At 70.6% G+C, this 23,863-nt stretch carries 22 protein-coding genes and 1 rRNA gene; 13 read left to right on the plus strand and 10 right to left on the minus strand.

Annotated elements, in window-relative coordinates; translation table 11 throughout:
• Window positions 1–37: 37 nt before the first annotated feature.
• On the minus strand, window positions 38–715 hold the full coding sequence (locus DBP14_RS27950) for a FadR/GntR family transcriptional regulator (RefSeq protein ID WP_129309871.1): 678 nt from the start codon (window positions 713–715) through the stop codon (window positions 38–40).
• Window positions 716–785: 70 nt separating this feature from the next.
• Here DBP14_RS27950 and DBP14_RS27955 point away from each other — a divergent pair, with 70 nt between their 5' ends.
• The 4 genes from DBP14_RS27955 (at window position 786) to DBP14_RS27965 (ending at window position 3,375) form a co-directional block, all read left to right on the plus strand.
• Window positions 786–2,198 (plus strand): MFS transporter, encoded by a 1,413-nt coding sequence (locus tag DBP14_RS27955; RefSeq protein ID WP_241741050.1) that lies wholly within the window; start codon window positions 786–788, stop codon window positions 2,196–2,198.
• 75 nt (window positions 2,199–2,273) lie between these two features.
• Window positions 2,274–2,390 carry an SGM_5486 family transporter-associated protein gene (locus DBP14_RS37350; protein WP_277752737.1) on the plus strand — a complete coding sequence of 39 codons (117 nt, stop codon included), beginning with the start codon at window positions 2,274–2,276 and terminating at the stop codon, window positions 2,388–2,390.
• A 181-nt stretch (window positions 2,391–2,571) separates the two neighbouring features.
• The gene (locus DBP14_RS27960) at window positions 2,572–2,778 is read left to right on the plus strand and encodes a hypothetical protein (RefSeq protein ID WP_129312126.1); all 207 of its coding nucleotides are present in this window, start codon (window positions 2,572–2,574) and stop codon (window positions 2,776–2,778) included.
• A gap of 78 nt (window positions 2,779–2,856) precedes the next feature.
• Window positions 2,857–3,375, plus strand: a complete 519-nt coding sequence (locus tag DBP14_RS27965) for a histidine phosphatase family protein (RefSeq protein WP_129309873.1) — start codon at window positions 2,857–2,859, stop codon at window positions 3,373–3,375.
• A gap of 77 nt (window positions 3,376–3,452) precedes the next feature.
• On the opposite strand, the gene serB is transcribed toward DBP14_RS27965, so the two are convergent.
• Entirely contained in the window at window positions 3,453–4,673 is a 1,221-nt protein-coding gene (serB, locus tag DBP14_RS27970; RefSeq protein ID WP_129309874.1) for a phosphoserine phosphatase SerB, read from the minus strand.
• Window positions 4,674–5,208: 535 nt separating this feature from the next.
• Window positions 5,209–7,089, minus strand: coding sequence for a streptophobe family protein (locus tag DBP14_RS27975; protein ID WP_277752738.1), 1,881 nt, complete (start codon window positions 7,087–7,089; stop codon window positions 5,209–5,211).
• Window positions 7,090–7,330: 241 nt separating this feature from the next.
• Between DBP14_RS27975 and DBP14_RS27980 the strand changes: the two genes are divergently transcribed.
• Complete coding sequence (locus DBP14_RS27980; protein WP_129309875.1) at window positions 7,331–9,910, plus strand: FHA domain-containing protein; 2,580 nt, start codon at window positions 7,331–7,333, stop codon at window positions 9,908–9,910.
• A 94-nt stretch (window positions 9,911–10,004) separates the two neighbouring features.
• Here the strand turns inward: DBP14_RS27980 and DBP14_RS27985 are convergent, their stop codons facing one another.
• From DBP14_RS27985 to DBP14_RS27995, 3 genes are all read right to left on the minus strand, one after another.
• Window positions 10,005–10,781 (minus strand): transglycosylase SLT domain-containing protein, encoded by a 777-nt coding sequence (locus DBP14_RS27985; protein WP_129309876.1) that lies wholly within the window; start codon window positions 10,779–10,781, stop codon window positions 10,005–10,007.
• 299 nt (window positions 10,782–11,080) lie between these two features.
• The gene (locus DBP14_RS27990) at window positions 11,081–12,166 is read right to left on the minus strand and encodes an S-adenosylmethionine:tRNA ribosyltransferase-isomerase (RefSeq protein ID WP_129309877.1); all 1,086 of its coding nucleotides are present in this window, start codon (window positions 12,164–12,166) and stop codon (window positions 11,081–11,083) included.
• Complete coding sequence (locus tag DBP14_RS27995) at window positions 12,163–12,861, minus strand: SDR family oxidoreductase (protein ID WP_129309878.1); 699 nt, start codon at window positions 12,859–12,861, stop codon at window positions 12,163–12,165. Before DBP14_RS27995 ends, DBP14_RS27990 begins: the two co-directional genes overlap by 4 nt.
• A 229-nt stretch (window positions 12,862–13,090) precedes the next feature.
• Here DBP14_RS27995 and DBP14_RS28000 point away from each other — a divergent pair, with 229 nt between their 5' ends.
• From DBP14_RS28000 to DBP14_RS28010, 3 genes are all read left to right on the plus strand, one after another.
• On the plus strand, window positions 13,091–14,236 hold the full coding sequence (locus DBP14_RS28000; RefSeq protein ID WP_129309879.1) for a GAF domain-containing sensor histidine kinase: 1,146 nt from the start codon (window positions 13,091–13,093) through the stop codon (window positions 14,234–14,236).
• Window positions 14,229–14,870, plus strand: coding sequence for a response regulator transcription factor (locus tag DBP14_RS28005; RefSeq protein ID WP_129309880.1), 642 nt, complete (start codon window positions 14,229–14,231; stop codon window positions 14,868–14,870). The genes DBP14_RS28000 and DBP14_RS28005 overlap by 8 nt, the downstream gene beginning before the upstream one ends.
• 115 nt (window positions 14,871–14,985) lie before the next feature.
• Window positions 14,986–15,231, plus strand: a complete 246-nt coding sequence (locus tag DBP14_RS28010) for a chaplin (RefSeq protein WP_129309881.1) — start codon at window positions 14,986–14,988, stop codon at window positions 15,229–15,231.
• A gap of 223 nt (window positions 15,232–15,454) precedes the next feature.
• On the opposite strand, the gene DBP14_RS28015 is transcribed toward DBP14_RS28010, so the two are convergent.
• The gene (locus DBP14_RS28015) at window positions 15,455–16,249 is read right to left on the minus strand and encodes a hypothetical protein (protein ID WP_129309882.1); all 795 of its coding nucleotides are present in this window, start codon (window positions 16,247–16,249) and stop codon (window positions 15,455–15,457) included.
• Window positions 16,250–16,399: 150 nt separating this feature from the next.
• On the opposite strand from DBP14_RS28015, the gene DBP14_RS28020 reads away from it, so the two are divergent.
• The 3 genes from DBP14_RS28020 to DBP14_RS28030 all read left to right on the plus strand — a co-directional run bounded on the left by DBP14_RS28020 (window position 16,400) and on the right by DBP14_RS28030 (window position 18,802).
• On the plus strand, window positions 16,400–17,191 hold the full coding sequence (locus tag DBP14_RS28020; protein ID WP_129309883.1) for an ABC transporter ATP-binding protein: 792 nt from the start codon (window positions 16,400–16,402) through the stop codon (window positions 17,189–17,191).
• Between the two features lie 54 nt (window positions 17,192–17,245).
• Entirely contained in the window at window positions 17,246–17,677 is a 432-nt protein-coding gene (locus DBP14_RS28025; RefSeq protein ID WP_129309884.1) for an NfeD family protein, read from the plus strand.
• Between the two features lie 150 nt (window positions 17,678–17,827).
• On the plus strand, window positions 17,828–18,802 hold the full coding sequence (locus tag DBP14_RS28030; RefSeq protein ID WP_129309885.1) for an SPFH domain-containing protein: 975 nt from the start codon (window positions 17,828–17,830) through the stop codon (window positions 18,800–18,802).
• A gap of 85 nt (window positions 18,803–18,887) precedes the next feature.
• On the opposite strand, the gene DBP14_RS28035 is transcribed toward DBP14_RS28030, so the two are convergent.
• From DBP14_RS28035 to DBP14_RS28045, 3 genes are all read right to left on the minus strand, one after another.
• Window positions 18,888–19,394 carry an HNH endonuclease gene (locus DBP14_RS28035; RefSeq protein WP_129309886.1) on the minus strand — a complete coding sequence of 169 codons (507 nt, stop codon included), beginning with the start codon at window positions 19,392–19,394 and terminating at the stop codon, window positions 18,888–18,890.
• 170 nt (window positions 19,395–19,564) lie between these two features.
• Complete coding sequence (locus DBP14_RS28040) at window positions 19,565–20,104, minus strand: YbhB/YbcL family Raf kinase inhibitor-like protein (RefSeq protein ID WP_129309887.1); 540 nt, start codon at window positions 20,102–20,104, stop codon at window positions 19,565–19,567.
• A gap of 40 nt (window positions 20,105–20,144) precedes the next feature.
• Window positions 20,145–20,927, minus strand: a complete 783-nt coding sequence (locus DBP14_RS28045; RefSeq protein WP_129309888.1) for a sporulation protein — start codon at window positions 20,925–20,927, stop codon at window positions 20,145–20,147.
• A gap of 101 nt (window positions 20,928–21,028) precedes the next feature.
• Here DBP14_RS28045 and DBP14_RS28050 point away from each other — a divergent pair, with 101 nt between their 5' ends.
• Both DBP14_RS28050 and DBP14_RS28060 read left to right on the plus strand, forming a co-directional pair.
• Window positions 21,029–21,679 carry a DNA-3-methyladenine glycosylase gene (locus DBP14_RS28050; RefSeq protein WP_129309889.1) on the plus strand — a complete coding sequence of 217 codons (651 nt, stop codon included), beginning with the start codon at window positions 21,029–21,031 and terminating at the stop codon, window positions 21,677–21,679.
• A 546-nt stretch (window positions 21,680–22,225) separates the two neighbouring features.
• Window positions 22,226–23,753: ribosomal RNA gene (locus tag DBP14_RS28060) — 16S ribosomal RNA — on the plus strand.
• Window positions 23,754–23,863 lie beyond the last annotated feature (110 nt).

A 23,863-nucleotide genomic window follows, 5' to 3' on the forward strand; every position in this document is an offset into this window, starting at 1 on the left:
ACGGCCACCGGAAGGCCGGCTCGGACCGGACGGAGGGTCAGCCGAACCGGTCCGGACGGCACAGGAACGGGTAGCTCGCCGCCTCCGTGGCCGCCGACTGAGCGTCGCCCGCGCGGATCGCGTCCACCAGCCGGCCGTGGTCCATGTGCGCGCGCGGGCTCATGTCCGCGCCGACGTCCGCGCGCAGCCAGTCCCGTAGGACCTCGCCCAGGTCGGCGTACATCGCCATCATGACGTCGTTGTGGGAGGCGGCCACCACGGCCAGGTGGAACGTCGCGTCGGCCGCCACGAAGACCTCCGCCTCGCCCGTCTCCCACGCCTCCTCACGCCGGACGAGCAGCGCGTCCAGCTGCTTGAGGTCCTTCTCGGTGCGCCGCTCGGCGGCCATCTTCGCCGCCGCGGACTCCAGCGTGGAGCGCAGTTCGGCGATGTGCCGCGGGTCGGCACCGGCGAACCGGCGGTGCATCACGCCGGCCAGCTCGCTCGTCGCCACGACGTAGGTGCCGGAGCCCTGGCGGATGTCCAGCAGGCCGTTGTGCGCGAGCGCGCGGACGGCCTCGCGGACCGTGTTGCGGGCGACGCCGAGCTGCTCGACCAGCTCCGGCTCGGTCGGGATGCGCGAGCCGACCGGCCACTCGCCGGACGCGATCTGATTGCGCAGTTCGGCGATGACCTGCTCGGACAGCGCTGAACGGCGCGGGTGGCTCAGAGGCATGGCACACCTTCGCACGACGGGCCCGGGAGCCGCCGTCCCGGGAATGGACAACCAATCATCCCATGATTCTATGATGGGTCGCATGGCTAGTGAGGAAACCCGGACCACGGACAGCAGGACGGACCCCGGGCCGGACACCCGGCCGGACGGCAGGACGGTCCGGTCGGGCGGCAGGACGGTCCGGTCGGGCGGCAGGACGGTCCGGACGGACAGTCCCACGGACCCGCGCGATCCGGCCGCGGCACCGGGCCGCCCGCGCGCGTGGGCGGCCCGTCTGGTCGTCGTCGGCATCGTGCTGTCCGCGCTGAACCTACGCCCCGCCATCACCAGCCTCGGCGCGCTCCTGGAGGAGGTCCGCGACGGGCTCGGCATGAGCGGCAGCGTGGCCGGCGTGCTCACCTCCGTGCCGCCGCTCTGCTTCGCCGTCTTCGGCGTCATGGCCCCCCGCCTCGCCCGCCGCTTCGGCCTCGCCGCCGTGGTCTGCGCGGGCATGGCCGCCATCACCGCCGGCCTGCTGATACGGCCGTACACGGGGAACACGGCCGGATTCCTGGCCGGCAGCGCGCTCGCCCTGATGGGCATAGCCGTCAGCAACGTGCTGATGCCGGTCATCGTCAAGCGCTGGTTTCCGGACCGGGTCGGCTCCATGACCGGCCTGTACTCGATGGCCCTCGCCCTCGGCACCTCCCTCGCCGCCGCGGTCACCGTGCCGATGACCGACGCGCTGGGCGGCAGCTGGCAGTCCGGGCTCACCGTATGGGCGGTGATCGCGGCCGTCGCCGTACTGCCGTGGCTCCCGCTGGTACGGGACCGGGGCGCCACCCCCGCCGGCCCAGCACCCCAGGCGGACGCCGAGCCGGACGCCGAAGCCGGTCCCGAGCCGGCGCCCGCGCTGCGGATCACCCGGAGCCGCACCGCCTGGGCGCTCGCCGTGTTCTTCGGACTCCAGGCCACCGCCGCCTACATCACGATGGGCTGGATGGCGCAGATCTTCCGGGACGCCGGTGTCCCCGCCGGTACGGCGGGCCTGCTGCTCGCGGTCACCATGGTCATGGGAGTGCCCCTCGCCTTCGTCATACCGCGGCTCGCCACCCGCCTGCCCCACCAGGGGCCGATCGTCCTGGCCCTCGGCGTCTGCGGCCTCGCCGGATACGCCGGCCTGTACCTGGCGCCGGCCGCCGGCGCCTGGGCCTGGGCCCTGCTCCTCGGCGTCTCCAACTGTGCCTTCCCGCTGGCGCTGACGATGGTCGGCATGCGGGCCCGGACCGGCGCGGGCGTCGCCCAGCTGTCCGCGTTCGCGCAGAGCACCGGCTACCTGATCTCCATCCCCGGCCCCCTCCTGGTGGGCGTCCTCTACCAGCAGAGCGGTGGCTGGGGCGTGCCGATCGCCCTGATGGCGGCGCTGATGCTGCCCCAGATGGCGGTGGGCTTCCTCGCGGGCCGCGACCGCACGGTCGAGGACGAGGCGGCGGCCGCGCGCTGACGGCCTCACCGGACCGGGCGACACGCGGCGGACCCCGGCGGGCCAGGCCCGGGCGAGAGGTGGGAGACTGGCCGCATGCCAGTGCTCGATCCACACCCGCAGAACAGCCAGAAGAAGCTGCTGCTCGTCTTCGGCACGTTCTTCGCGATCTTCGCCGTCATCGCCGTCATCGCGACCCTCGCCTCCCCCTGACCGGCCCCTGAGCGCCCTCCTGACCGGCCATGGTGGGGCTGGCCCCACCATCCCCTAGGGGGTGAGGGTCAGGGTCAAGTGGGTGGATCTCCGGATGGGTTGGCGACCCCGGATTCCGTAGCTTCGAAGTGTGACCACGGCAGACGGCCACACGGACCACTCGAAGACCACGGAGGCGACCATGCCGGCCCGTACGCACACCCGGCCCCACCCGGCGACCACGGGCGGCGTCGACACCCGGCTGCGCTGGTGGGCCCTCGCCCTGCCCGCGCTCGCCTTCATCGCGCTCCTCGCGCTGATACTGAACCCCGCGGACGCGCACGCGGCGAGCGGCGACCCGGTGATCGCCCACCTCTTCGAGCGCGTGCAGCTGCTGCTCACGCGCTGACGCGACGCCTCCGTGCGCGGTGAATCCCCATGTCAACTCCCTGCGCCGCATGGCCTGTTTCATGCGAAGCTGGGTTCCATGAGCGTCGCAGAACCCCGCAGGATCGTCCTTTTCCGGCATGCGAAAGCCGACTGGCCCGAGGTGTCCGACCATGAGCGCCCGCTCGCCGAGCGAGGCCGCATGGACGCCGCGGTCGCCGGACGCAAGCTGACCGACACCGGCATCACCTTCGACCTGGCCCTGTGCTCCACCGCGACCCGGACCCGCGAGACCTGGAAGCTCGCCGTCCACGAACTCACCCACCGGCCGAAGACCGTCTACGAGGAGCGGGTCTACGAGGCCTCGCCGGGCGAGCTGATCGCCGTGCTCAACGAGATCCCCGACGACGTGCGGTCGGCCGTCCTGATCGGCCACAACCCGGGCGTGCACGGCCTGGCCGAGATCCTCGCCGGCACGGCCGAGGGCGACGCCCGCGAGCGGATGAACCGCCGCGGCTTCCCCGCCGCCGGCTTCGCGCTGCTGACCTTCGACGGCACCTGGAAGGGCCTCGAACCGGGCACGGCCACCCTCGCGGACTACTGGGCGCCCTCCGAGTGAGGCGACCCGGCCGCTACGGCCGAGGGCCCGGTACCGACCAGGTACCGGGCCCTCGGCCGTACGTGGTCGCGGGAGGCTCAGCCCTCGCTGTGCGTGTCGGCCGCCTCGACCTCCTCGCGGGTGATCCCCAGCAGATACAGGACCGTGTCGAGGAAGGGGACGTTCACCGCCGTGTGCGCCGCCTGGCGGACCACCGGCTTGGCGTTGAAGGCGACGCCCAGGCCGGCCGCGTTCAGCATGTCGAGGTCGTTGGCGCCGTCGCCGATCGCCACGGTCTGCGACAGCGGGACCCCGGCCTCCGCCGCGAACCGGCGCAGCAGCCGCGCCTTGCCCGCCCGGTCCACGATCTCCCCGGTGACCCGGCCGGTCAGCCGGCCGTCGACGATCTCCAGCTTGTTGGCCTGCGCGAAGTCCAGACCCAGACGCTCCTTCAGGTCGTCCGTGACCTGGGTGAAACCACCGGAGACGACCCCCACTTGGAAGCCGAGGCGCTTCAGGGTGCGGATCAGCGTACGGGCGCCCGGCGTCAGCCGGACCTCGCTGCGCACCTTGTCCACCACCGAGGCGTCCAGCCCCCGCAGCAGCGCCACGCGCGCGTGCAGCGACTGCTCGAAGTCCAGCTCACCGCGCATCGCCGCCGCCGTCACCTCGGCGACCTTGTCCTCGCAGCCCGCGTGCGCGGCGAACAGCTCGATGACCTCGTCCTGGATGAGCGTGGAGTCCACGTCCATGACCACCAGCCGCTGGGCACGCCGGTGCAGGCCGGCCGCGACGACCGCGACATCGACACCCAGTGCCGCCGCCTCCGACACCAGGGCCGTGCGCAGCGGTTCCGTCTCCACGCCGGAAACGGCGAACTCCACGGCGGTCACCGGGTACTTGGCGAGCCGGAAGATACGGTCGATGTTGCCGCCGGCCTTCGCGATCCTGGCCGCTATGGCCGCCGTCGACTCGGCGGTCAGCGGATGTCCGAGGACGGTCACCAGGGAGCGGCCGAGACCACGGGGACGGTTGTCGCCGTGCCCGGAGATGATCTCCGCCTCCATCTTCATCGACTCGGCCCAGCTGTGTACGGTGGCCCTGAGGTCGCCCTCCAGACCGGCCGGCGGCTGCGTGACCAGCGCGCACAGCACCAGGCGGCCCCGGGTGACGACCTGCTCGATGTCGACGACGTCGACCAGGTAGGCGGCGAGGGTGTCGAAGAGGCCGGCCGTGATGCCCGGCCGGTCCTTGCCGAAGATCTTGACGAGGAGAGTGGGTTCCTCGGAGGTCTGCGAAGCGGTCTGCGAAGCGCTCATGGTGTCACCACCGTATCCGGCACCCCGTGCCGCGCGCCCACACGGTCCGCCTGCCGGACACAGGAACAACAGGCACCCACCCCGACTCTCCCACGCCGGCCCCGACCCTCCACCGCCCGGAAGCGCCCCGGCCCAGCCTCGCCTCCACCGCCCAGGCACGGTCGCCTTCCGCCCCGCCCACCGCCCGGCTGCGACCCCGCTCCGCCCCGCTCGCAGCTCCAGGGCACGGCCTCCTTTCCGCCAACGGTTGCATCGCCCGGATGCGGCCCCGTTCCGCCGATGGTTTCGCCGCCCGGGCACGGCTCCTGCCACCACCCTTCACCGCCCGCTATTGCCCCGCTCGACCTCGGCCGTACCGACTTGCACGGTTGCGTTCCGCCCCGGTTGCATCGCCCGGACGCGGCCCCGTTCCGCCGACGGTTGCAGCGCCCGGGTACAGCCCCTTCCGCCCCCTCCACCGCCCGCATGCCGGGGCCCCGCCGCGCCCCCGCCCCGCCACCCGGAAACGGCCGCACTCAGCCCGGCGCCAGGTGACTCAGTGGCCGCGTCCCTTCGGTGTGTCCGGTGGTGCGGGCGGGGGTGGTGGGGGAGGGGGTGGTGGCCAGGTGCCGGGGGACCTCCGTGGGCGACGGCCGCGGTCGGTCTCGGGACCCCGCCGGGGTGGGCGTAGCGGCGATGGGGCCGGGCCGAGCGGACCGGCGACGGTGGGAGCGCCGGACAGGTCGTCACCGGGCGGCGCCGATCGCGGGCCGGGCCGCGCGTCCTCCGGCTCCTCCCTCAGCCCCTCCGGCCGACGGAGGTACGGATTGGTGCCGGGGTCGGGCGGCCGGTACGGCGAACTCGGTCGGTACGGGCCGTCCCCGGCGTGCTCGACCGGGCCCCGCGTGGCCCCGTCCGCCGCCTTGTCCGCCGCCTTCTCGACGGCCCCTGCCCCGGCCTCCGTTGCCAGGGCCGCCGCCCGTGTCCCCGCGACCCCGCACGCCCGGGCCAGGGCCGCCCCCGCGGCCCCCGCCCCCGCACCCCACGCCGCCCCCAGCAGCAGCGCCGTCCCGAGGTGTCCGTGGAGGTCGATGCCGGCCCCGAACGCGTCGAGGCCCAGCACGGACAGCGAGGCGTTCGCCGTCACGTCGGTCAGCAGGGTGAGGAGCGGCAGCGCGAGTGCCGTCGCGAGCGCCAGCCGTACCGCGCACTGCCTCACGAAGCGCGCCCCACCGGGGGGACTCCCGGCGCGCGGCCCGCCCGGCACCGGGGTCCGTACCGCCGTCAGCACCCCCGCCAGCAGCATCAGCAGAGCCGCCGCCACCGCCAGCAGCCAGACGCGCCCGTCCAGATCCGCCAGCCGGCCCAGGGTCACGGGCCGGTCGGAGCGGGGGGTCAGGAACTGGTCCAAGGGGTGGGGGAGCACGGTCGCGAGGGCACCGGTCGCCCTGCCGGTCCACGGGACGAACAGACCCAGCGAGACCCCGAGCCAGACTCCGTTCGGGGCGCCCAGGAGGGCCGCGCCGGCGATCCGCCGGGGGTGGTCGTCGCCGAGCGCGGCGTACGCGGCCGCCGCGATCCCCGCCACCACGGCCACGAGCTGCACGGTGACCAGCGCCGAGACCGCGGGCCGTACCACCCGGTGCACCACGCTCCAGCCGCGCGGCAGGGGCGTTCGGCGTGCGGCGAGCAGCGCGATCAGCAGAACCCCGGCGGACCAGGCGAAACCGCCGAGCAGGGTGGCCGCGGTGTCCACGGTGAACCCGACCGCCGCCTTGGCGTGGATGAGGTCGCCGATCCGGTCCGGCAGCAGTCCCCCGATGTCCCCGAGGCCGCCGAGTCCCGGAATGCTGATCCCGCCGCCCTTGCCGCCCCCGGCGCCGGGCAGCCTGCCGAGGCCGAGGGCCGCGCCGTCGAGGGTGATGACGTCGTGGCCGGCCCAGGCGAGACCGCCCAGCATCCCCACGAAGAGCGCGACCACCGTGCCCGCGCGCGCGAGGAGTTCGGCGGGGGCGATCACAACTCCGGCCGTGCGCAGGGACCGTAGGAAGAACCACGACAGCAGCAGCGCGCCCGCCAGGCTCACCCCGAGTGGCGTGATCTCGACGGCGGTGTGGGCCTGGGCGCCTTTCAGTCCAAAGGCGGACACATCGCCCGACGGGGAGACGGAACCACCTGCCCCCAGCACCACAACGGCCGCCGTCATGGGGCCCAGTGAGCCGGCCGAGTCCGCCCGCAGCAGGTGCAGACCGAGCGCGGCCGTCCCTCCCATGCCGATCAACGCCCAGCTCACGGCGGCGATCGCGGACATCAGGATGTCCGCCCAGGGCAGCCCGGCACCGGGCCCCGCGGCACCGGGCACCCCGGAACCGCTACCGCGCGGCCCGTTCGCGCGACGGGCGACGGGAACGTGACGCCAGGACCTGGCAGCGCTCATGGCAGACCCCCCGATCCACAGCGCGGCACCGGCGCCGCGCTTGTCCCCCTCGCGGGGGAATACCACTCTCCGGCCGGGTTTCAACCCCGTCAACGGCGCGCATCGAAGCGTGCGCCGGGGTTCTTCACAAGGCCCGGCTTTCGGTCATGGGCCGGAGCCTGAAATAGTTCCCCACGATGTTCGACATCCCTAGACTCCCTGCGATGGGGGAAACTCGGGGGACAACTCAGTGGGGCATGGAGTGCCGGAACTCGTACTGGAATCAAACGGACGGACCTGGACGCTCGATGCGTCCAGGCCCTACACCCTCGGCCGCGATCCGCAGGGTGACATCGTCTTCGACGACGCCAGGGTGTCCTGGCGCCACGCCACGGTCAGCTTCAACGGCCGCAGTTGGGTCGTCGAGGACCACGGCAGCACCAACGGAACGTTCGTGGGGGGCCAGCGGATCCACCAGCTGGAGGTCGGCCCCGGAACGGCCGTGTACCTCGGCAACGCGACCGACGGGCCGTGCCTGAACCTGTCCGGTGCCGCCGCGCCCGCGCAGGCGCAGCCGCAGGCGGCGCCGTACGCGGCCCAGGGCGCGGGCGCCGGCTGGTCCCAGACGCCGCAACAGGCCCCGCAGCAGCCCGCGGCACAGCAGCCGGCGGCACCGCAACAGGCCCCGCAGGCCGGATGGCAGCAGCCGCAGCAGCCCCAGCAGCCGGCGGCGTTCCCGCAGCAGCAGGGCGGCCCGGCCGAGCAGTTCGCGCAGAAGACGCCCGGTGGTGGCGCGGGGGCGCCGCCGGTCTACGGCGACCGCAGCCCGACGACCTTCCACCAGTTCTCCGTCGGCCGCGTGATGCGCATCGGCCGTGCCCTGGAGAACGAGCTGGTCGTCTCCGACCTGCAGGTCTCCCGGCACCACGCCGAGTTCCACTCGACGCCCGACGGCCGCTTCGAGATCCGCGACCTCGGCTCGCACAACGGCACGTACGTCAACGGCCAGCCGATCGCCAAGGGCGGTACGGCGCTCCTCGGCCCGACCGACATCGTCGGCGTCGGCCACTCCACCTTCCGCATCGTCGGCGACCGGCTCGAGGAGTTCGTCGACACCGGTGAGGTCTCCTTCTCGGCCCGCCACCTGACCGTCACGGTCGACGGCGGCAAGCAGATCCTCAAGGACGTCTCCTTCGGCGTCCCGGAGAAGTCGCTGATCGCGGTCATCGGCCCCTCCGGCTCCGGCAAGTCGACGCTCCTCAAGGCGCTCACCGGCTACCGGCCCGCCAACCAGGGCGAGGTGCTGTACGACAACCGCAACCTGTACAAGCAGTTCGCCGAGCTGCGCCAGCGCATCGGTCTGGTCCCGCAGGACGACATCCTGCACAAGGAGCTGACCGTCAAGAAGGCCCTGAAGTACGCGGCCAAGCTGCGCTTCCCGGCCGACACCACGGCGCAGGAACGCGACGCCCGCATCGAAGAGGTGCTGCGCGAGCTGAAGCTCGACATCCACAAGGACAAGAAGGTCACCTCCCTCTCCGGTGGCCAGCGCAAGCGTGTGTCGGTGGCCCTGGAGCTGCTCACCAAGCCGTCGCTGATCTTCCTGGACGAGCCCACCTCGGGCCTCGACCCGGGCATGGACCGCGACGTCATGCAGCTGCTGCGCGGTCTCGCCGACGACGGCCGTACGGTCCTCGTGGTCACCCACTCGGTGGCCGAGCTGGCGATCTGCGACAAGCTGCTGGTGATGGCCCCGGGCGGCTCGGTCGCCTACTTCGGTCCGCCGGAGGAGGCGCTGAACTTCTTCGGCTACGACACCTGGGCCGACGTCTTCTCCGCCTTCGAGAACTACCGCGACTACGACTGGGCGGGCCGCTGGAAGGGCTCGCAGCACTACCAGATGTACGCAGCGGACATCGACGCCGTGGCCCCGCAGTCCGTACACATGCCTCCGCCGCAGGCCATCAAGCCGCCCAAGCCGCAGGCGTGGGGCTCCCAGTTGATGACATTGATCCGGCGCTATGTGTCCGTCATCGTGTCCGACAAGGGCTTCCTCGCCCTGACGGTGATCCTGCCGGCCGTACTGGGTGCGGTCAGCCTGTTGATCGATCATGACAAGGGCCTGCTGGTCAACCCGGTCAACCCCAGGACGGGCGCCCACATCCCGAACGGCACGGCGACCACGGTCCTGCTGATCCTCGCGGTCGGCGCGTGCTTCGCGGGCGCCGCCAACTCCGTTCGTGAGCTGATCAAGGAACGGGTGATCTACGAGCGGGAACGGGCGACCGGCCTGTCCCGGTCCGCGTACCTGATGTCCAAGGTCGTCGTCCTCGGTGCCGTCACCGTGCTGCAGGGCCTGATGGTCGGCCTGATCGGCTTCTCCAGCCGCGAGGTGCCCGGCAAGGGCCTCGTCCTGGGCAGCTCGACGCTGTTCGAGCTGTGCCTGCCGATCATGGCGCTCGGCTTCACGTCGATGATGTTCGGCCTGGTGATCTCCTCGCTGGTGAAGACGGCCGAGAAGACCATGCCGCTGCTGGTCATGTTCGCGATCATCCAGGTCGTGTTCACCGGCTGCCTCTTCACCCTGCACGGCACGCTCGGCGTCAACGAGTTCTCGTACCTGATGCCGTCCCGCTGGGCGGTGGCCGCGGCCGGCTCCACGCTGGACTTCAACAACATCGCCCCGAACACCGACGACCCGACCAGCACGGACCCGCTGTGGGACCACCAGGCCTCGGCCTGGGGCCTGGACATGGTGGCGCTGATCGCGCTCGGTGTGGTCTGCGGCTTCTTCGTGGCCCGCTTCCTGCGTCGGCACGAGCCCGAGGTCATGCGCAAGTAGGCGACCGCCCCTCTGGGCGTGCGGACAGGCCGAAGGGCGGCACCCGGTCACCGGGTGCCGCCCTTCGGCGTGCGTTCAGAGGTCCGCGCCAGCCTCAGTACGCGCTGTTGACGTTGTCGATCGAGCCGTACCGGTGCGCCGCGTAGTTGGCGGCGGCGGTGATGTTGGCGACCGGGTCGTAGATGTTCCACGAGGTGCCCGCGACGTGGTACGCCGCGAAGGTCGGCGGGATGACCTGCAGCAGACCCTTCGAGGGGATGCCGTTGATCGCGTTGACGTCCCAGTTGTTGATGGCCATGGGGTTGCCCGAGGACTCCCGCATGATGTTGCGGTGCAGGCCGCTGTAGCTGCCCGGGATGCCCTTGGCGTGCATGATGTCCAGCGAGTGCCGGATCCAGCCGTCCAGGTTGTTCGCGTACGTCTTCGCGGCGACCGTCTCCATCTGCGGGCGCTGCGCGGACCGGTTCGCGGCCTGCTTGGCGGCGCGCTCCTGCGCGGCCTTCTTCGCGGCGGCCCGCTTGGCGGCGGCCGCGTCGGCCGCCTTCTTCTTCGCGGCGGCCTCGGCGTCGGCCTTCTTCTTGGCGGCGGCCTGGTCGGCGGCCTTCTTCTTCGCCGCGAAGGTGTCGAGCTTGACCTTGTCGCTCGTGAGCTGGTCGGTGACCGTGCCCTTGACGTCCTTCAGGTCCTTGACCTGGCCGTAGGCGACCTGCGAAGCCGCCGTCGGCTCGCCGGTGGCCACCGTGTCGGCGCTGCTCGGCACGGCCGAGAAGGCGAGGGCGGCGGCGCCGAGCGTGCTCACACCGGCGATGGCGATCTTGTGCTGCCTGGTCAGCGTGCGACTGAGACGGCGATCGAGGATGTTCTTGGGCATGGCTGATGGACCTCTTCGAGTAGCGCGGAGGTCGCTCCTGCGTCCGCCGGGGGAATCGGCTCCTCCCACACGAACGCCGCGGGGGTGAACCCACGGCGCTGAGCGACGGGAGCAATTCTTAGCGGCCGCAAAATGCCCAGGCAAAGGTGTGACGTACGAAGCCCGATAGTGGATCAGGGATAGGCAAAACGGGACAGACTGGACCGTCTGTCCCGTTCATGCGGGAGGGGTTGTCTCCTATGCCCGGTCGTACGTGATGTGCGCCCTATGCGCGGGCTCACATCGACCACGTAACAGTCTCACCCGGAGTTGCCCCCGCAACGCTCTGCGTGAGGGGCCTCCTCCGGGAGGATGAGATGCACGTCGCCGAACTCGTGCCACAGATAGAGCCCGCGCAGCGCCTCCTCGTAACTCCGGTCGACCGCCGCGCGCCCCGCCACCGCCCGCAGCATCAGCAGATGCGAGGCCTCCGGCTCGTGCAGCCCGGTCAGCAGCCCGTCGACCACGCGTACCCCGCGCTCCGGGGTGACAACCAGATCCGTCCACCCCGCGGCCGCCCGCACCAGCCCGTCCGGGCCCACCGCCGACTCCACGGCCCGCACGGCCGTCGTACCGACCGCCACCACCCGGCGCCCCGACGCCCGCGCCGCGTTGATCAGCCGCGCCGACGCCTCGGGCACCGAGAACCGCTCCGGGTACGGCGGCTCGTGCGCCTCCGCCGACGCCACCCCCGTGTGCAGCGTGACCGGCGCGAACTGCACCCCCCGGCTCACCAGCTCCGCCACCAGCCGCGCCGTGAACGGCCGCGCCGCACTCGGCATCTCCGCACTCCCCGACCCGTCCGGCGCGGGCAGCGCGAACACCGTTTGGTACACCGACAGCGGCTGATCCCGGTCCGTATAGGAGTAGCGGATCGGCCGCCCGTGCTCCCGCAGCACCCGCAGCACCTCCGCCCCCGACACACTCGCCCGCCACAGCCGGTCCCCACGCGGGCTCAGCGGCTCCTCCAGCATCAGCCGCGCCCCGCCGGGCAACGCCACCACGGTCCCCGCGCGCGAGCCCGCACGCACGCGCGTGGTGCCCCGCCCGTCCGGCTCGCGCAGCTCGACCGCCCACCGGCCGTCGTCCCCGCGCGTGGAGAAGTGCACCACCACGCGCGCGGGCCCGGCCTGCCCGTCCACGGCCGCCGCCAGCGTCACCGAGGTGTTCACCACCAGCAGGTCCCCGGCCCGCAGCAGCCCCGGCAGCTCCGCGAACACGTGGTGCGTCACCTCGGTACCGCGCGACACCAGCAGCCGTACGGCATCCCGGTCCAGCCCCGGACCGCGCTGCTCGGCCGGCACCCGCGCGGACAGCTCCTCCGGCACCTTCACCGCCGTACTCATCGCCCCTCCACCAGAGCCGGCGCCGCGTACCGCCCGCTCGCCGGCCGCTCGTCCAGCAGCCGCAGGAACGCCGGTACGACACCGGAGGGCGCCGGACGCGGATCGTCGTCGTCCGGTACGGCGGCCGCGTACAGATCGGTCGCCATGTCCCCGGGGTCCACCGCCCACACCCGTAGCCCCGGCTCCTCGGCGCCCAGCACCGCCGCCAGCTGGTCCAGCGCCGCCTTGGAGGCGCCGTAGCCGCCCCACGTCTCGTACGCCTCCGCCGCCGCGTCCGAGCTGACCGTGACGACCGCGCCCGCAGGTGACTCCCGCAGCAGCGGCAGTGCCTCCTGGACCAGGCCCAGCGCCGCCACCACGTTCACCTCCAGCGCCCGCCGCAGCCCCGCCACCGGCAGCTCCGCCAGCCGCACCAGCGGCTCGGAGCCCAGCGCGCTCGCGTTGTTCACCAGCAGGTCGACCCCGCCCAGCCCCCGCGCGGCCGCCACCAGCGCCGACCGGTGCCCGGCGTCCGTGACGTCCCCGGCCAGCGCCTCCACGCGCCCGCCGCCCTGCCCGGCGACCGCCTCCGCCGCCTCCTTGAGGGCGTCGGCGCCCCGGGCGTCGAGCACCAGGTCCCAGCCGCGCGCGGCCAGCCCCTCGGCGAGCGCCCGCCCCAGCCCCTTCGAGGCCCCCGTGATGATCGCTACCGGCATGACAACCGTCCCCTCGTCGCTCCCCGCCCCCGTCGGGCGGGTGATCTCAACGTAGGAACGGCGGCCCCCGCACCGCCTCGGACGCGGGCCGCAAACCGGAGGGTCCCTTCGACGTACGCCGCCCGCCCGGGGCCGGGCGACCTACCCCCACGGCCCTAGGCCCTGAGGACCAGCCCCGCCGTCCCCCTGTCCGATCCGGTCTGTCATACCCCGCCGGTACCGTGAGGTCATGAGTCAAGGCCCCCGGTCCGGCCTCGCCGCGGTCAGCGCCGCGCTGCTGGCCATGAGCAGGCACCTGGAGGTGCGCGACGTCCTGAAGACGATCGTCGCCTCCGCCCGCGAGCTGCTCGACGCGCAGTACGCCGCGCTGGGCGTCCCGGACGACCACGGAGGCTTCGCCCAGTTCGTCGTCGACGGCGTCAGCGACGCCCAGTGGAAGGCCATCGGCCCGCTGCCCCGGCGGCACGGCATCCTCGCCGCGATGCTGGACGAGGCCCGGCCGCAGCGCCTCGCCGACGTACGCAAGGACGCCCGCTTCGAGGGCTGGCCCTCCGCCCACCCCGACCTCGTCGACTTCCTGGGCCTGCCCATCCGCGACGGCGACGAGGTCATCGGCGCACTCTTCCTCGCGAACAAGAACTGTCCAAAGCCCGAGGGCAGCTGCGGCTTCACCGCCGACGACGAGGAACTCCTCTCCATCCTCGCCCAGCACGCCGCCATCGCCCTCACCAACGCCCGTCTCTACGAACGCAGCCGCGAACTGACCATCGCCGAGGAACGCTCCCGCCTCGCCCACGAGCTGCACGACGCCGTCAGCCAGAAGCTCTTCTCCCTGCGCCTGACCGCCCAGGCCGCCGCCGCGCTGGTCGACCGCGACCCCGCCCGCGCCAAGGGCGAGCTGCACCAGGTCGCCGCGCTCGCCGCCGAGGCCACCGAAGAGCTGCGTGCCGCCGTCGTCGAGCTGCGCCCCGCCGCCCTCGACGAGGACGGCCTGATCGCCACCCTGCGCACCCAGACCCAGGTCCTCGACCGCGCCCACACCGCGCGCGTGACCTTCTCCACCACCGGCTTCCGCGCCCTGCCCGCCGCCCAGGAGGAGGCCCTGCTGCGCGTCGCCCAGGAAGCCCTGCACAACGCCCTGCGGCACGCAGGCGCCGACCAGGTCCACGTCAGCGTGGACCGGCGCGGCGGCGGAGCCGTCCTGCGGGTCACCGACGACGGCGGCGGCTTCGAACCGAAGACGGTCCGGCGCGCCGGACGCCACCTCGGCCTGGTCTCCATGCGGGACCGCGCGAGCGGGGTCGGCGGCAGGCTCACCGTGGAATCGGCGCCCGGCAAGGGCACCACGATCGAGATGGAGGTCCCCGGTGGCTGAGGCGATCAGGGTGCTCCTCGTCGACGACCACCAGGTCGTCCGCCGGGGACTGCGCACCTTCCTGGAGGTACAGGACGACATCGAGGTCGTCGGCGAGGCCGCCGACGGCGCCGAAGGGGTCGAGCGCGCCGAGGAACTCCGGCCCGACGTCGTCCTCATGGACGTCAAGATGCCGGGCATGGACGGGATCGAGGCTCTGCGCCGGCTCCGCGAGCTCGACAACCCCGCGCGCGTGCTGATCGTCACCAGCTTCACCGAGCAGCGCACGGTCGTCCCCGCCCTGCGGGCCGGCGCCGCCGGGTACGTGTACAAGGACGTGGACCCCGACGCCCTGGCCGGCGCCATCCGCTCCGTGCACGCCGGGCACATCCTGCTCCAGCCGGAGGTCGCGGGCGCCCTGCTCTCCCAGGAGGAGAACAACTCCGGTCAGGGACGGGGGAGTTCCCTCACCGACCGGGAGCGTGAGGTGCTCGGGCTGATAGCCGACGGGCGCTCCAACCGGGAGATCGCCCGCGCGCTCGTGCTGTCCGAGAAGACGGTCAAGACGCACGTGTCGAACATCCTGATGAAGCTCGACCTGGCGGACCGCACCCAGGCGGCGCTTTGGGCCGTACGTCACGGTGTGACGGGCTGAGATTCATACCGTCGTGGGAATGTCACCCGGATGGCGCATCCTCCGGCGATCTCCGCCGTTCTCCAGTGCGTGCCGCGGCGCACCTGCCGCGGTGAACACCTAGGAGGGGCTGAAAGTGAAGAACCTGAAGAAGGCGGCGGCCGTGACGCTGGTGGCGGGGGGCCTGATGGCCGCTGGCGCGGGGATGGCGTCCGCCGCGGACGGCGCCTGGGCCGACGGCGCGGCCCAGGGCTCTCCCGGTGTCGCCTCCGGCAACCTCGTCCAGGTCCCGGTGCACGTCCCGGTGAACGCGGTGGGCAACAGCGTGAGCGTCATCGGCGCGCTGAACCCCGCGTTCGGCAACCTGGGCCTCAACCACTGACACATGCTGCCGGCCGCAGGCTTCCCACCCCACGGCGAGGCCTGCGGCCGTCTTCGCCTGCGGGCGCGCGGTGGCTTGTCGCGCAGTTCCCCGCGCCCCTGACGGGGCACGTACGTATCTACCCAGCTGCGGGCATGCGTGCCGCAAGGGCGGCACGGGTGGGCGCAGCGGTACCCGGCGAGCGCCGGTGAGCGGACCCACCCCCGACCGGGCACAGGGACGCTCAGCGAAGGCCCCGCTCCCGTTCCTCCACAACGGAGTTGTACGCCGCCACCTGCGCCCGCCGAGCGGTCCGCTCCACCGGCCGCAACGCCTCCGCCCGAGCGGCCATCTCCGCGGAGCTGACCGCACCCCCGTGCCCATTTCCGTACGCCAGGGACACCAGCAGCCCCACCCGCTGAGCCAGCTCCAACACCCGCACCGCACGCGGCGGATACCCGGGCGCCAGCACCTCCTCCCCCCGCCCCCGCTCGGCCCGCGCCCGATACGCGTCGATCGCCGCCTCAGCCACCGGCCCCGACCCGGCGACATCCAGCTTCGACAGCACCTCGGTCGCCTCCCGCAGGGCCTCCGCCAGCTCCCGCTCCGCCTCGCCCAGCGACGGCACGTCCGCGGGCGGCGCCTCCCGCACCGGCAGGCAGTGCCACACCACCTCGACATGAACATCACCCTCGGGCCCGGCCTCGTACACCTCAGGCACCAGCCCGAACGCGGCCCCGAAGCAGACCACCGCCTCCTCCGCCTCCAGCGCCCGCGCATTGAACGGCGGCGGCCCGCTCAACCCCAGCGGATGCCCCGGCGCCGGCAACGCGACCCGCAGCCCCGTCGCCCCCAGCGCCCGCAGCCGGCCCAGCGCCAGCGACAGCCCGACCTGGGCGGACTCACCCGGCAGCCCCTCCACCCGGTGCACCGCGTCCTCACCCACAATGGCGAGCACGGCGTCATCCGGAGAGACAAGTCCGGCCAAAAGGGCGTTTCCCCAAGCGGCAAGGCGTCCTGAACGCGGTTCCGAGAGCATGCCCCCACCCTAAGGACCGGACCGATGGATGGGAGCCGCGCACGCGTGGCGTAGATTTCATATGGGCTGCGCCCACCGGCGCGGCGGACCGAGCCACAGGCGTACGCGACAGCCGAGACCGGCCACACTGCAAGGGGAGACAACGCGCTCATGAGCGATGTTCTGGAGCTTCAGGACGTATCCGTGGTCCGCGAGGGCCGGGCTCTGGTGGACCAGGTCTCCTGGTCGGTGAAGGAGGGCGAGCGCTGGGTCATCCTCGGCCCCAACGGCGCCGGCAAGACCACCCTCCTGAACGTCGCCTCCAGCTACCTCTTCCCCAGCAAGGGCACCGCCACCATCCTCGGCGACACCCTCGGCAAGGTCGACGTCTTCGAGCTGCGCCCGCGCATCGGCGTGGCCGGCGTCGCCATGTCCGAGAAGCTCCCCAAGCGCCAGACCGTCCTGCAGACCGTCCTCACCGCCGCCTACGGCATGACCGCCGGCTGGCAGGAGGAGTACGAGGACGTCGACGAGCAGCGGGCCCGCGCTTTCCTCGACCGCCTCGGCATGAGCGACTACCTCGACCGCCGCTTCGGCACCCTCTCCGAGGGCGAGCGCAAGCGCACCCTCATCGCCCGCGCCCTCATGACCGACCCCGAACTGCTCCTCCTCGACGAGCCCGCCGCCGGCCTCGACCTCGGCGGCCGCGAGGACCTGGTCCGCCGCCTGGGCCGGCTCGCCCGTGACCCGATCGCCCCCTCCATGATCATGGTCACCCACCATGTCGAGGAGATCGCCCCCGGCTTCACCCACGTCCTCATGATCCGTCAGGGCAAGGTCCTCGCCGCAGGCCCGATCGAGCTGGAACTCACCTCCCGCAACCTCTCCCTCTGCTTCGGCCTCCCGCTCGTCGTCGAGCAGGTCGGCGAGCGCTGGACCGCGCAGGGCCTGCCGATGGCCTGACGCCCGCGCCCACGCGCCCTGTCGGCCGTCAACCCGCGGACCTACCATGGCCGTGTGAACGGCATCGAGGCATGGGTGTGGTGGCTCGTCGGCGCGGCGGCGCTCGGCATCCCCCTCGTGGTCACCGCGATGCCCGAGTTCGGCATGCTCGCCGCCGGTGCCGTCGCCGCCGCGATCGCCGCGGGTCTCGGCTTCGACGCCGTGATCCAGGTGCTGACCTTCGTCGTCGTCTCGGTCGCCCTCATCGCCGTCGTCCGGCCCATCGCCGTACGGCACGGCGCGCAGCGCCCCCAACTCGCCACCGGAGTGGACGCGTTGAAGGGCAGACAGGCCGTCGTACTGGAACGCGTCGACGGCTCGGGCGGCCGTATCAAACTCGCCGGGGAAGTCTGGTCGGCCCGCGCCCTCGACACCGGCCGCGCCTACGACGTCGGCCAGGAAGTGGACGTCGTGGACATCGAGGGGGCCACCGCGATCGTCATCTGAGTCATCCGGAGCCATCCGGAGTCATCCGAGTCATCTCGCCCATCTGACCCACGAGTTGCACGACGGTCTGTCAGACTCGACCAGCAAGATCTTCAACAGCCATAAGATCTGCCGAAGGCGCCGAAGCGGAGAAGGGTACGGGGAGCGACGATGGAACCGGTCATCATCGTCTTGATCATCCTGGTGGTGTTGGTCTTCATCGCCCTGATCAAGACCATCCAAGTCATCCCACAGGCGAGCGCCGCCATCGTCGAGCGCTTCGGCCGCTACACGCGGACGCTGAACGCGGGCCTGAACATCGTGGTCCCGTTCATCGACACCATCCGCAACCGCATCGACCTGCGCGAACAGGTCGTACCGTTCCCGCCCCAGCCGGTGATCACCCAGGACAACCTGGTCGTCAACATCGACACCGTCATCTACTACCAGGTGACCGACGCCCGGGCCGCCACCTACGAGGTCGCCAGCTACATCCAGGCCATCGAGCAGCTCACCGTCACCACGCTCCGCAACATCATCGGCGGCATGGACCTCGAACGCACCCTGACCTCCCGCGAGGAGATCAACGCGGCCCTGCGGGGCGTCCTCGACGAGGCCACCGGCAAGTGGGGCATCCGCGTCAACCGCGTGGAACTGAAGGCCATCGAACCCCCGACCTCCATCCAGGACTCGATGGAGAAGCAGATGCGCGCCGACCGTGACAAGCGCGCCGCCATCCTCACCGCGGAGGGCACCCGCCAGGCCGCCATCCTCACCGCCGAGGGCGAGAAGCAGTCCCAGATCCTGCGCGCCGAGGGTGAGGCCAAGGCAGCGGCCCTGCGCGCCGAGGGTGAAGCCCAGGCCGTCCGCACGGTGTTCGAGGCGATCCACGCCGGCGACCCCGACCAGAAGCTGCTGTCCTACCAATACCTCCAGATGCTCCCCAAGATCGCCGAGGGCGACGCCAACAAGCTCTGGATCGTCCCCAGCGAAATCGGCGACGCCCTCAAGGGCCTTTCCGGAGCCATGGGCAACTTCGGCCCCCTGGGCGGCGGCCAGGGCGGCAACGGCGGCAACAACCCCACGGTCCCACCCCAGAACACCGGCACGCCCCCCCAACGCTACGAAAAGCCCGGCATCGACTAGGGGCAGCGCCCCTAAGGGGCGCGGGGAACTGCGCGAGCAACCGACACGGACCCGCGCCCGCACACGCGCAGAACCCGGCAGACGCCTAGGCCGCTTCCCCAACCAACCACCCAGGCAAAGCCTCGAACTCCTCGGCCCCCAGCGACAGCAACATCGCATTGGCAGGCGTCGGCTCGAACGGCGCCCGCAACAACGCCATCCCCGCCTCCTCCGGAGTCCGGTCCGCCTTCCGGTGGTTGTCCTCCGCGCACGCCGCCACCGTGTTCAGCCACGTGTCCCGCCCGCCCTGCGCCCGCGGCAGCACATGGTCCACCGTCGTGGCCCGGCGCCCGCAGTACGCGCACCGGTGCCGGTCCCGGACCAGCACACCCCGCCGCGACCACGGCGCTTGTCTTCGGAACGGCACCCGTACATACCTGCACAGCCTGATCACCTGGGGCGCGGGTATGTCGAGATCGGCACCGCGCATCCGCAGCTCGGGGTGGGCCTGCTCGACGACCGCCTTGTCCTGCAGCACCAGCACGACGGCACGGTTCAGAGTGACCGTCGACAGCGGTTCGAAGCTCGCGTTGAGGACCAACGTGTCACGCATCCAGCCCACCTCCCATGTGCACCTGCCCACCCCCGGCGGGCTTGGATCAACTCTGGACGGGCGCGCCGAGATGGACAACGCAATAAAAAATGCCCGTCTCTGATCACTTCCAGGACCAGAGGCGGGCAAACGTTCTATGAACGTCCGATGTTCGACAGGGCCGGGCCGGCTCAGCCCTCACCCGGATTCTCGTACTCACCGATCAGCTGGGCGCGGCCGATCGTGTGGAACCGCAGGTTGAAGCCGACGACGGCCGGAGAGGCGTCCGAGTCCGGACCGAGCTTCTCCTGGTCCACCGCGTACACCGTGAAGACGTACCGGTGCGGACCGTCCCCGGGCGGCGGAGCGGCCCCGCCGAACTCCTTCGACCCGTAGTCGCTCCGCGCGTGTACGGCACCCTCGGGCAGCCCCTCGAACTTGCCGCTGCCCGCGCCGGCCGGCAGCTCGGTCACCGACGCCGGGATGTCGAACAGGACCCAGTGCCAGAACCCGCTGCCCGTCGGCGCGTCGGGGTCGTAGCAGGTCACGGCGAAGCTCTTGGTCCCCGGCGGGAAGCCTTCCCACCGCAGCTGCGGGGAGGTGTTGCCCTCAGCCTGCACCTGGGCGCTCCCCAGTGTCGCGCCCTCCTCGACGTCCGTGCTCGTCACCGTGAACGACGGCACGGGCGGGTGGAAGTCGTGGGGGAGCGGCCGCCGCTTGAGCTCGGTCACCTCGGTACCTCCTGATCGATTCCGTTCGGTGGAACCGAGCCTAGAACCAGTTGCGCCTGCTGCCGACCTCGGACAGCCACTGGTTGAGGTATGCCGTCCAGTCGGTCCCCTGGAAGTCGTGCAGACCCACCTGGAAGGAGCGGTAGGTGTCCGAGCCCTCGCTGAACAGGCCGGGCTTCTTGTCCATCTCCAGAACGACGTCCATGGCGTGCTCGTCGGCGATGAAGCTCAGCTCGACCTGGTTCAGGCCCCGGTACTGCGACGGCGGGTAGAACTCGATCTCCTGGTAGAACGGCAGCCGCTGCCGCGTGCCCCGGATGTGCCCGCGCTCCATGTCCGCGTTCTTGAAGCGGAAGCCCAGCTGGATGAAGGCGTCGAGGATCGCCTGCTGCGCCGGCAGCGGGTGCACGTTGATCGGGTCCAGGTCGGTGGAGTCGAGCGCGCGGGCGATCTCCAGCTCGGTGGTCACCCCGATGTGCATCCCGCGCAGGGACTGCCCGTCGATCATCGTGACCGGCGTCTCCCAGGGGATCTCCAGCCCGAACGGCACCGCGTGCACGGCACCCGACTGCAGCTCGAAGGCACCGCCGAGGCGCACCTTCGTGAACTCGATGTTCTGCTTGTACTCCTCGTCGCCGCTCTCCACCTCGACCCGGGCCTGCAGGCCGACGGACAGCCCCTCGATGTCCTGGTTCACGGACCCGCCCTGGATCCGGACCTCGCCCTGGACCACACCGCCCGGGACGACGTTGACCTCGGTCAGCACGGTCTCGACCGAGGCACCGCCGGCACCGAGGCTCGCGAGCAGCTTCTTGAACGCCATTGACTCTCCCTTTACGAATGGACCCTCGCCCCGTACAAACGCGATCCAGCCGCCACCGGTTCCGCTCTGGCGCTGACCCGTCTGGACTACCCTCGGACGGCATGATCGCGCCCCCGGACCGTACGCCACTGCCCCGAGAGTTCTTCGACCGCCCCGTCCTGGAGGTTGCCCCCGACCTCCTCGGCCGCGTCCTGGTCCGGACGACCCCCGACGGCCCGATCGCCGTACGCCTGACAGAAGTGGAGGCGTACGACGGCCCCAACGATCCCGGCTCCCACGCCTACCGCGGCCAGACCCCCCGCAACGCCGTGATGTTCGGCCCGCCCGGACATGTATACGTCTACTTCACCTACGGCATGTGGCACTGCATGAACCTCGTCTGTGGCCCCGAGGGCCGGGCGAGCGCGGTCCTGCTCCGGGCCGGGGAGGTGATCGAGGGCGTCGAGCCCGCCCGCAAACGCCGGCTCTCGGCCCGTAACGACGAGGAACTGGCCAAGGGCCCGGCCCGACTGGCCACGGCCCTGGGCATCGACCGGGCCCTGGACGGCACTGACGCGTGCGCCTCGGACGAGACACCCCTGAGGATGCTGACCGGCACGGCCGTACCCCGCGACCAGGTACGCAATGGTCCACGCACCGGCGTCGCCGGCGAGGGGGGTGACGGGGAGATCCACCCGTGGCGGTTCTGGATCGCCAACGACCCGACGGTGAGCCCCTATCGGGCGCACGTGCCGAGGCGCCGCCGAAGTTGACGCGGCCTTGCGAGGTGCGTAATGTAGCCCGAGCCGCTGAACCGGGTACGGCGATCGCCAGCAGCCGGAGCGGCCAACCCACTATCTAGCTACAACCCCTCATTGGGGTCGTTTTCGGCGCGCCCGCGTGCCCGAATTCGAACTCGCGAGACTCGATTATGAGTTGCCGAGGGAATCGGCTAACGTAGTGAATGTCGAAAGGGCGACGGCGAAAGCCGAAACCTCCAGACAAATCCCGCCGACCGGGAATCGGACGCCGAAAGGATCTGATAGAGTCGGAAACGCAAGACCGAAGGGAAGCGCCCGGAGGAAAGCCGCGAGAGAGTCTCTCGGGTGAGTACAAAGGAAGCGACCGTTCCTTGAGAACTCAACAGCGTGCCAAAAATCAACGCCAGATATGTTGATACCCCGTCTCCGGTCATCACGACCGGGACGAGGTTCCTTTGAAATACACAGCGAGGACGCTGTGAACGGTCGGATCATTCCTCCGACTGTTCCGCTCTCGTGGTGCTCACCGGCTGAATTAATTTTCTGGCCGAGTAAACATTCACGGAGAGTTTGATCCTGGCTCAGGACGAACGCTGGCGGCGTGCTTAACACATGCAAGTCGAACGATGAACCTCCTTCGGGAGGGGATTAGTGGCGAACGGGTGAGTAACACGTGGGCAATCTGCCCTTCACTCTGGGACAAGCCCTGGAAACGGGGTCTAATACCGGATACGAGGTTCGGAGGCATCTTCGAACTTGGAAAGCTCCGGCGGTGAAGGATGAGCCCGCGGCCTATCAGCTTGTTGGTGAGGTAGTGGCTCACCAAGGCGACGACGGGTAGCCGGCCTGAGAGGGCGACCGGCCACACTGGGACTGAGACACGGCCCAGACTCCTACGGGAGGCAGCAGTGGGGAATATTGCACAATGGGCGAAAGCCTGATGCAGCGACGCCGCGTGAGGGATGACGGCCTTCGGGTTGTAAACCTCTTTCAGCAGGGAAGAAGCGAAAGTGACGGTACCTGCAGAAGAAGCGCCGGCTAACTACGTGCCAGCAGCCGCGGTAATACGTAGGGCGCAAGCGTTGTCCGGAATTATTGGGCGTAAAGAGCTCGTAGGCGGCTTGTCACGTCGATTGTGAAAGCCCGAGGCTTAACCTCGGGTCTGCAGTCGATACGGGCTAGCTAGAGTGTGGTAGGGGAGATCGGAATTCCTGGTGTAGCGGTGAAATGCGCAGATATCAGGAGGAACACCGGTGGCGAAGGCGGATCTCTGGGCCATTACTGACGCTGAGGAGCGAAAGCGTGGGGAGCGAACAGGATTAGATACCCTGGTAGTCCACGCCGTAAACGGTGGGAACTAGGTGTTGGCGACATTCCACGTCGTCGGTGCCGCAGCTAACGCATTAAGTTCCCCGCCTGGGGAGTACGGCCGCAAGGCTAAAACTCAAAGGAATTGACGGGGGCCCGCACAAGCGGCGGAGCATGTGGCTTAATTCGACGCAACGCGAAGAACCTTACCAAGGCTTGACATATACCGGAAACATCCAGAGATGGGTGCCCCCTTGTGGTCGGTATACAGGTGGTGCATGGCTGTCGTCAGCTCGTGTCGTGAGATGTTGGGTTAAGTCCCGCAACGAGCGCAACCCTTGTTCTGTGTTGCCAGCATGCCTTTCGGGGTGATGGGGACTCACAGGAGACCGCCGGGGTCAACTCGGAGGAAGGTGGGGACGACGTCAAGTCATCATGCCCCTTATGTCTTGGGCTGCACACGTGCTACAATGGCCGGTACAATGAGCTGCGATACCGTGAGGTGGAGCGAATCTCAAAAAGCCGGTCTCAGTTCGGATTGGGGTCTGCAACTCGACCCCATGAAGTCGGAGTCGCTAGTAATCGCAGATCAGCATTGCTGCGGTGAATACGTTCCCGGGCCTTGTACACACCGCCCGTCACGTCACGAAAGTCGGTAACACCCGAAGCCGGTGGCCCAACCCCTTGTGGGAGGGAGCTGTCGAAGGTGGGACTGGCGATTGGGACGAAGTCGTAACAAGGTAGCCGTACCGGAAGGTGCGGCTGGATCACCTCCTTTCTAAGGAGCACATAGCCGACTGCAAGCAAATGTCTTGCACGGTTGCTCATGGGTGGAACGTTGATTATTCGGCACCGGTCCTGAAATTCTCCTGCTAGTACTGCTTCGGC

Origin of the sequence: Streptomyces sp. L2, assembly GCF_004124325.1 — a bacterium.
Taxonomy (GTDB): domain Bacteria; phylum Actinomycetota; class Actinomycetes; order Streptomycetales; family Streptomycetaceae; genus Streptomyces.

Excerpts from the sequence above, each read along its gene's own strand:
- DBP14_RS27950 (WP_129309871.1), bottom strand. The coding sequence starts at position 715 with ATGCCTCTGAGCCACCCGCGCCGTTCAGCGCTGTCCGAGCAGGTCATC.
- DBP14_RS27955 (WP_241741050.1), top strand. The coding sequence starts at position 786 with ATGATGGGTCGCATGGCTAGTGAGGAAACCCGGACCACGGACAGCAGG.
- DBP14_RS37350 (WP_277752737.1), top strand. The coding sequence starts at position 2,274 with ATGCCAGTGCTCGATCCACACCCGCAGAACAGCCAGAAGAAGCTGCTG.
- DBP14_RS27960 (WP_129312126.1), top strand. The coding sequence starts at position 2,572 with ATGCCGGCCCGTACGCACACCCGGCCCCACCCGGCGACCACGGGCGGC.
- DBP14_RS27965 (WP_129309873.1), top strand. The coding sequence starts at position 2,857 with ATGAGCGTCGCAGAACCCCGCAGGATCGTCCTTTTCCGGCATGCGAAA.
- serB (WP_129309874.1), bottom strand. The coding sequence starts at position 4,673 with ATGAGCGCTTCGCAGACCGCTTCGCAGACCTCCGAGGAACCCACTCTC.
- DBP14_RS27975 (WP_277752738.1), bottom strand. The coding sequence starts at position 7,089 with ATGAGCGCTGCCAGGTCCTGGCGTCACGTTCCCGTCGCCCGTCGCGCG.
- DBP14_RS27985 (WP_129309876.1), bottom strand. The coding sequence starts at position 10,781 with ATGCCCAAGAACATCCTCGATCGCCGTCTCAGTCGCACGCTGACCAGG.
- DBP14_RS27990 (WP_129309877.1), bottom strand. The coding sequence starts at position 12,166 with ATGAGTACGGCGGTGAAGGTGCCGGAGGAGCTGTCCGCGCGGGTGCCG.
- DBP14_RS27995 (WP_129309878.1), bottom strand. The coding sequence starts at position 12,861 with ATGCCGGTAGCGATCATCACGGGGGCCTCGAAGGGGCTGGGGCGGGCG.
- DBP14_RS28000 (WP_129309879.1), top strand. The coding sequence starts at position 13,091 with ATGAGTCAAGGCCCCCGGTCCGGCCTCGCCGCGGTCAGCGCCGCGCTG.
- DBP14_RS28015 (WP_129309882.1), bottom strand. The coding sequence starts at position 16,249 with ATGCTCTCGGAACCGCGTTCAGGACGCCTTGCCGCTTGGGGAAACGCC.
- DBP14_RS28020 (WP_129309883.1), top strand. The coding sequence starts at position 16,400 with ATGAGCGATGTTCTGGAGCTTCAGGACGTATCCGTGGTCCGCGAGGGC.
- DBP14_RS28030 (WP_129309885.1), top strand. The coding sequence starts at position 17,828 with ATGGAACCGGTCATCATCGTCTTGATCATCCTGGTGGTGTTGGTCTTC.
- DBP14_RS28035 (WP_129309886.1), bottom strand. The coding sequence starts at position 19,394 with ATGCGTGACACGTTGGTCCTCAACGCGAGCTTCGAACCGCTGTCGACG.
- DBP14_RS28045 (WP_129309888.1), bottom strand. The coding sequence starts at position 20,927 with ATGGCGTTCAAGAAGCTGCTCGCGAGCCTCGGTGCCGGCGGTGCCTCG.
- DBP14_RS28050 (WP_129309889.1), top strand. The coding sequence starts at position 21,029 with ATGATCGCGCCCCCGGACCGTACGCCACTGCCCCGAGAGTTCTTCGAC.